The organism is Vibrio sp. B4-6 (assembly GCF_963888245.1).
Taxonomy (GTDB): domain Bacteria; phylum Pseudomonadota; class Gammaproteobacteria; order Enterobacterales; family Vibrionaceae; genus Vibrio; species Vibrio anguillarum.
On the sequence record NZ_CAWPIM010000044.1, the window covers coordinates 334,128 to 341,179 of the forward strand.

6 protein-coding genes are annotated in these 7,052 nt (G+C 44.2%); all 6 read left to right on the forward strand.

The genetic code is table 11. The features are described 5' to 3' along the window. Positions 1-234 precede the first annotated feature (234 nt). The 6 genes from AACV20_RS12805 (at position 235) to AACV20_RS12830 (ending at position 6,750) form a co-directional block, all read left to right on the forward strand. Complete coding sequence (locus AACV20_RS12805) at positions 235-1,416, forward strand: DUF3103 domain-containing protein (RefSeq protein WP_017045107.1); 1,182 nt, start codon at positions 235-237, stop codon at positions 1,414-1,416. Between the two features lie 195 nt (positions 1,417-1,611). Continuing rightward, the gene (locus tag AACV20_RS12810) at positions 1,612-2,523 is read left to right on the forward strand and encodes a siderophore ABC transporter substrate-binding protein (RefSeq protein ID WP_202599578.1); all 912 of its coding nucleotides are present in this window, start codon (positions 1,612-1,614) and stop codon (positions 2,521-2,523) included. Between the two features lie 27 nt (positions 2,524-2,550). Further along, positions 2,551-3,486, forward strand: a complete 936-nt coding sequence (gene vctD, locus AACV20_RS12815; RefSeq protein WP_026027432.1) for an iron chelate uptake ABC transporter permease subunit VctD — start codon at positions 2,551-2,553, stop codon at positions 3,484-3,486. A 22-nt stretch (positions 3,487-3,508) separates the two neighbouring features. Beyond that, positions 3,509-4,459, forward strand: coding sequence for an iron chelate uptake ABC transporter permease subunit VctG (gene vctG / locus AACV20_RS12820; RefSeq protein WP_026028906.1), 951 nt, complete (start codon positions 3,509-3,511; stop codon positions 4,457-4,459). Positions 4,460-4,465: 6 nt separating this feature from the next. Further along, positions 4,466-5,227, forward strand: coding sequence for an iron chelate ABC transporter ATP-binding protein VctC (vctC, locus tag AACV20_RS12825; RefSeq protein WP_013868453.1), 762 nt, complete (start codon positions 4,466-4,468; stop codon positions 5,225-5,227). Positions 5,228-5,556: 329 nt separating this feature from the next. Next, complete coding sequence (locus AACV20_RS12830; protein WP_026028907.1) at positions 5,557-6,750, forward strand: acetate/propionate family kinase; 1,194 nt, start codon at positions 5,557-5,559, stop codon at positions 6,748-6,750. Positions 6,751-7,052 lie beyond the last annotated feature (302 nt).

Consider the following 7,052-nt stretch of genomic DNA (forward strand, 5'->3'; position numbering starts at 1 on the left):
GAATAAAAAGAAGTGTAAAAGCACTTCTTTTTATTAAAATCATATAATTAGCCAGAAAAGTAATAGCTATATTAACATTATGTAATTTAATCTTTACTTAATAATAATTTGATCTTGTGGGAAGAATATAAATTAACACTCTATTTATTTCTTGAAAGAATAGCATTCGGTGATATTGTGTTTTTATGTAGAGTTATTACTCTATGTTGTAATTAAAAATATTAAGGGTTCATTATGAGATATATAACACCCGTTTCATTACTGCTTGTGGCCACTATTATGGGGTGCAACTCAGAAGAAGCGACAACCAGTAGCACCAGCCAATCTAATGCTGATGCGATTGCACAGCAAAAAAGAGCGTTAGCACTGCAACTGAGTGAAAGTTACGCCGAGCTTGAAACCACACTTAAAACTGAAATCAGCGCGCAAAACCTATCCATTTCTGTTTCCACTTTGTTTGAAGAGCAGCCTGATTCTGATTTTAGTCAACAGATGGTTGTAGCAGACGCGCAAATTCGTTCAATGAAAGGCATTGAGGATTTTACTGAGCAGTTGCTGCAACTGCGTATTGCCGATGCGTCGATGATTAAAGAGTGGCAAGAAGGACAAAGCCCGTTGTTTGCTTTTGAGCCCAAAGGTAATGATGCGTCTTGGCAATATATTGAAGCGTTTGATGTGTACGGACAGGTGCATCAACTGGACGTATATCAAATGCCAGATGTACCCGTTTTCGTGGTTGATAGTAATAGCGAAGTGGAATTGCGCGCAGGCTTACAAGCAATGCGTGCACAGATGAACGCATTGGGTCAATCGACCACATTGACCACAGTAGAAAGTGGTAGCGTCGCCGCGCAAGCGATGGCCCGCAGCAGCGATAATAGCGCTGAGCCTATTTCCACCACAGTACTGAAAAAAATTCGTTTAGCGGATGACAAAGAACCGTGGATCTCTGGAGCGGCTGAAATTTATGCGATTGTTACAGGCATCAATCCAAGCCGAGATGAGCCGACCATTGACTTAGTTGAAATGCCTTATTTGGATTACGACAAGCAAGATTACTTCCCAAATCAAGTGATGATCCAATGGTCTCGTTACCGTTGGGGCGCAGCCGATCTTATCTTGATGGAGCAAGATGATGGTACCGATTATAAGGAGCTGGCTAAATTACTCGTCAAAGTAGCGGAAGAAGTGCTGAAGCTTATCCCTGATCCAGAAGTGCAGGCGTATGCGATTATTCCGCAAATCACGGGCAAGATCATTGATGCGATTCCCGATGGTTTACTGGTCAACGACGACGATTATGTCGATGTCTTTTACACCTTGATGCAAGACACCAGCTATGTTGATCATCCTGGAGCGAGTGGTAACGCAGTGGCCACTTTTGAGCCTTTGACGATTAACCCGACACGTCCATAACATTTCTCTCCCCCTAGAAAGCGAGCGCGAATCTCTTATTAGCGCTCGCTTTTTCATCATTCTTGCTGCTTCTGATCATTATGGCTGATTTTGATGTGAATAGGGTTGCTTGAACGAAGATCAACGATTATATTACCCGAACTTAATGCGAATGCTTATCAAAATCTGTCGCAGTTATTTTGAATGGGAACCTATATGAAATCGTTGTTTAGTTTGGCAGCACTTGGCTTGCTTACCTCTTTTACTCTCAGTGCTAAAACCGTTTCTGTGGATCATCAACTCGGTACCACGACGATCGAGCAAAATCCGCAACGTGTAGTTGTCATTGGTTTAGGTGCGTTAGATACGTTAGATCGCTTTGGTATTGAACCTGTCGCGGTATCGAAAGTGACTGAACTGCCAAATTATTTAGCGAAGTACAACAGCGATACATACGCACCTGCCGGTTCTTTATTTGAGCCTGATTTCGAAACCATTTATATGCAAAAACCGGATGTGATTGTGATTGGGCCGCGCGCCGCAACCAGTTATGACGAGCTATCTAAAATTGCACCAACTATCGTTTTTGCAGCCGATGCAAGCCAAGGCTACTGGCAGAGTACACAACAGCAGTGGCGTAATCTAGGCAAAGTCTTTGCGATTGAAGATCAAGTGGAAGCCAAAATTGAAGATTTAGATAAGCAGTTTCAAGCACTTCGTAGCTTTAATCAGAACAACCAAATCGATGCGCTCACAGTGATGAGCTCTGGCGGTAACATTACCGCTTTCGGGCCTGAATCACGTTTCTCTGCGGTGTATAAAGATTTTGGATTCAAAACGACCGTCGATAGCATCAAAGCGACACGTCATGGCGATCTGATCTCTTATGAATTTATTCGCGAACATGATCCTAAAACCTTATTGATCATTGATCGTGATACGTTGGTCAACAAAGGGCAAAGCCACACTCGCCAAGAGTTTGAGAATGACCTGATCAAAGCGACTGCGGCCTACAAAAATAAAAGTATGGCGTTTTTAGACCTTAATGCTTGGTACCTATCCATTTCTGGTGTGACTGCCACAGAGCAGATGATCAGCGACGTTAGAAATGCTGTACACATTCACTAATTTGCCACAAACAAGCTGAGGTTAGCTTTGAAAAAGTTATTGCTTGCTTTGTTGGTAGTCAGCCTATCTTCACTGTTTGTGGGGGTAGGCAATCTATCACTAATGGCATTACTGCAAGGGGATGCCCATGCTTGGCAACTGCTCTTTACCAGTCGTTTGCCACGCTTGTTAGCGATTGTTTTAGCCGGGGCAGGGCTCAGTATCGCGGGTCTTATTATGCAGCAAATCAGCCAAAACCGATTTGCCGCGCCTTCTACCTCCGGTACCATTGAATGCGCCATGCTGGGCTATGTGTTGAGCTTAGTCTTTTTTGGTCACGGTGAAAGCTTGTGGCTTATTTTCTCGGTTTCGATTGCGGGCACTTTGCTGTTTGTCCAACTGATTCAGCGCGTGCAGTTTAAAAATGCCATTTTTGTCCCTTTGATCGGCATTATTTTTGGTAATGTGGTGGAATCCGCCGCCTCCTTCATCGCTTACAAATACGATGCGATACAAAACCTTTCTAGCTGGACGGTAGCCAATTTTGCCAATTTGCTGAAAGGAGATTTCGAACTGCTCTATATTGCGATTCCGGTTGCCCTCTTTAGCTATTTGTATGCGGCGCGAATTTCGGCGGTCGGCATGGGTAAAGATTTTGCTGTGAACTTAGGGCTTAACTATCAACAAGTGCTGGTGATTGGCGTTTGTTTGGTGTCGGTGATGTCTGCGACGGTTGTGATGATTGTCGGTCAACTGCCTTTTTTAGGGTTGATTGTGCCTAATTTAGTCAGCCACTATTACGGCGACAACTTACGCAAAAATATCCCTCGTACGGCCATTTTCGGTGCGTTATTGGTACTGCTATGCGATTTGGGCGGCCGTTTGATTATTTTCCCCTATGAAGTGCCGATTTCGATGATCATCAGTATTCTCGGTGGCAGTGTATTTATTGTGTTGCTGTTGCGAGGCCAACGCCATGGGTAAGTCTCTATGTGCGAGCATCACTTTGCGTGATCATACCAAACTGTGGTTACTGGTTTTGGCTTCTCTGCTTTTTGCTGGGTTATTTATTGGTGTTGGATTGAACGCCGGCAACTATCACTATTTTCTTTCTCGTCGTGTACCCAAAGTATTGGCGATGGTGTTAGCGGGTATTGCCATTGCGCAGTCCTCTCTAGCGTTTCAAACCATTACCCACAACCGAATTTTAACGCCCAGCATCATGGGGTTTGATTCACTCTACCTGTTTGTGCAGGTGTTAGTGGTGACTCTTTTTGGTGGCCTAAGTAGCTACGCGCTTAATGCTTATCTCAATTTTTCGTTGTCCGTTGCCGCCATGTTGCTGTTTTCTAGTTTGTTGTTCGCTTTTTATTTTCGTAAGCAGCAGAGCAACTTAATGGTGTTGTTGCTATTAGGAGTCATTCTGGGGCAACTGTTTTCCAGCATTTCCTCCTTTTTGATCATGCTGATGGATCCGAATGATTTTTCATCGGTACAGTCCAATATGTTTGCGAGCTTCAACAACGTGAAAGTGGAACTTGTGTATTGGGTAACACCATTACTACTGCTGGTTTGCTTTGGCCTGTTTCGCCTGCATCGCGTGTTGGATGTTTTATGGTTGGATAACGATAACGCGGTCAGTTTAGGGGTGGATGTACGCCGAGTGACGCACCATGTGTTGATGCTTAGTGCGGTATTAATTGCTATTTCTACAGCTTTAGTTGGGCCCGTGATGTTCTTTGGCTTATTGGTCACCAACTTAACGCGTGAGTGGTTTCGTTCATACCAACACCGAACCTTATTGATTGGTTGTTCCGCGATGGCGGTGTGTGCATTGCTTTCTGGTCAATGGGTGGTTGAAAAAGTATTCCAGTTTGAAACAACGCTGAGTGTGGTGATCAATTTCATCGGAGGCCTCTATTTTCTCTCCCTCCTTTTACGTAATAAAATGGTTTAATTTCATATGATTCAGCTAGATAAACTGACTAAAGTGTTTGGCCAACAAGCCGTTGTGGATAAGGCCTGTGCGCAGTTTGAAAAAGGCAAGGTCACTTCAATTATTGGCCCTAATGGCGCAGGGAAAAGTACCTTACTGTCGATGGCCAGCCGTTTGGTTAGCCGTGATAGCGGTAAAGTTTGGATTGAAAGCAAAGAGCTGGTTGAGTGGGATACTAAAGCGTTGGCTAAAAAGCTATCAGTTCTGCGTCAAGCCAATACTCTGACCATGCGTTTTACCGTGAAAGAGCTGGTGGCTTTTGGCCGTTTTCCTTATTCGCAAGGTAAATTAACGGCCAACGATCATGCGATGATTGAGCAATCGATCGAATATCTTGATCTTAAAGCGATAGAAGATAAATACCTCGACGAACTGAGTGGCGGCCAACGCCAGCTGGCCTTTATTGCCATGGTGATCGCCCAAGATACCGATTACATCTTTCTCGATGAACCATTGAACAACCTCGATATCAAACACTCATTGCAGATCATGGCCACTATTCAGCGTTTAGCACATGAGTTGAATAAAGCGGTGGTCGTGGTGATTCACGACATCAATTTTGCATCCTGTTACTCCGATTCCATCATTGCGCTGAAACGAGGCCAAGTAGTAGCAACTGGCACAGTACAAGAGGTGATTCAATCGTCGGTTTTGAGCGATATCTATGAAACGCCGTTCAACGTATTAGAAATAGAAAGCAAGCGTATTTGTATGTATTACACCCATTGATGCGGTTTAACTGCCGGTGTGCGTAACGTTACGAGTACTGAACAGAACGCTTTCGATTCACCGTAAGCCCCCTTTTTACTGCCTAATGTTGCCAACGCAAAATGGTGGAAGCGCAGACGTTTACTGCGCGCTACAGGATGGACTTAAATATTGATATATTTCTCACTTCAAAAGAAATAATAACTTGCCTCAGATCAAGAAAAAATCGTTTGGCATGATGCTGAAACTAAAACAAAGTTGAAAGATTAAAAAATTATTGAATAATGAGGGTCACGTAAACCAAGAAGTTGTATACTTCAACACTTAGTCTAAAACAGGAAACTTACCCCATGTCGAACTCGTTTGTTTTGGTTATTAACTCTGGCAGCTCATCACTGAAGTTTGCGGTGATTGATTCAAATACGGGGGATGCCGTACTGAGTGGTCTAGGTGAATGCTTTGGGCTTGATGATGCCCGTATGAGCTGGAAGTTTAACGGAGAAAAAGCCAATTGTGCGATTCAAGGTGAAGCGAATCACCACCTGTTGGCGGTTGCAAAACTGGTTGAGCTTGTGAAAAGCTACGGCTTGATTGATGACGTCGTTGCGATTGGGCACCGCGTAGTACATGGTGGCGAGAAGTTTACTAAGACCGTTAAGTTAGACGAAAAAATTGTCAACGAAGTTGAAGCGCTTAGTGATTTAGCACCGTTACATAATAAAGCACACGCGATTGGTATGCGCGCGGCAATGCTAGCGTTTCCTGAGTTACCGCAGTTTGCTGTTTTTGATACCGCTTTCCACCAAACCATGCCAGCAAAAGCCTTCACAGGTGCGATTGCAAAAGAGCTATACACTGAGTTTGGTATTCGCCGCTATGGTTTCCACGGAACCAGCCATTATTTTGTGAGCCGTGAAGCGGCAAAAATGATCAACAAGCCAGTTGAAGAAAGCAGCTTTATTTCTGTTCACCTTGGTAATGGTGCGTCAGTGTGCGCAATTAAAGATGGCCAGAGTGTCGATACCAGTATGGGTTTTACACCGCTTTCCGGTTTGATGATGGGCACTCGCTGTGGTGACCTTGACCCCGGCATCATTGAATTTCTATTGAAGAAGGGGTGGACACAAGAACAAGTGTTTAATTCATTGAACAAAGCCTCTGGTTTCTTGGGTGTTTCTGGTTTAACCAGCGATGCACGTGGCATTCTAGAAGCCATGGAGCAAGGTCATGAAGGCGCTACATTGGCCTTCCAAGTCTTCACCTACCGTGTGGCGAAATACATCGCGTCATACCTTGCAGCGCTTGATTCGCTCGACGGTATTATTTTCACCGGTGGCATTGGCGAAAATGCATTGCCTATTCGTCGTGAAATTCTACGCAACCTGAAAATTCTTGGTTTTGTGGAAGATGAGCAAGGCAACGAGCAAGCTCGATTCGGTAATGCTGGCATTATCGCAAAATCAGACATGCTAAATGCAGTAGCGCTTGTGGTACCAACTAACGAAGAATTCGTGATCGCTCAACAGTCGGTTGAGTTGCTATAATTACATTTAAAATCAAATAGATAAAAGCGAGTTTGGTGCTCGCTTTTTTTGTACTCATATGTTGGATAGACCATCGCTAAGGATGTGCATGGCGACACACCCATTACTAGCTCTATTGACTTCTACAATTCATTTTTTTGCATCTAAGTTAGCGAGGTTAGTACTGGGTTGTTGATGTCGAGTAGACGACACCTGTTACCAAGTGTCGCCCCTCTAAGAACCCAGCGTGCAACTTTCACCGCACTAGGCTCAAGCCTTCACGAAGGCACCAGTTGGCACCCAGCAACTTACAAAGCAGTGAG

Excerpts from the sequence above, each read along its gene's own strand:
- vctC (WP_013868453.1), top strand. The coding sequence starts at position 4,466 with ATGATTCAGCTAGATAAACTGACTAAAGTGTTTGGCCAACAAGCCGTT.
- AACV20_RS12810 (WP_202599578.1), top strand. The coding sequence starts at position 1,612 with ATGAAATCGTTGTTTAGTTTGGCAGCACTTGGCTTGCTTACCTCTTTT.
- AACV20_RS12805 (WP_017045107.1), top strand. The coding sequence starts at position 235 with ATGAGATATATAACACCCGTTTCATTACTGCTTGTGGCCACTATTATG.
- AACV20_RS12830 (WP_026028907.1), top strand. The coding sequence starts at position 5,557 with ATGTCGAACTCGTTTGTTTTGGTTATTAACTCTGGCAGCTCATCACTG.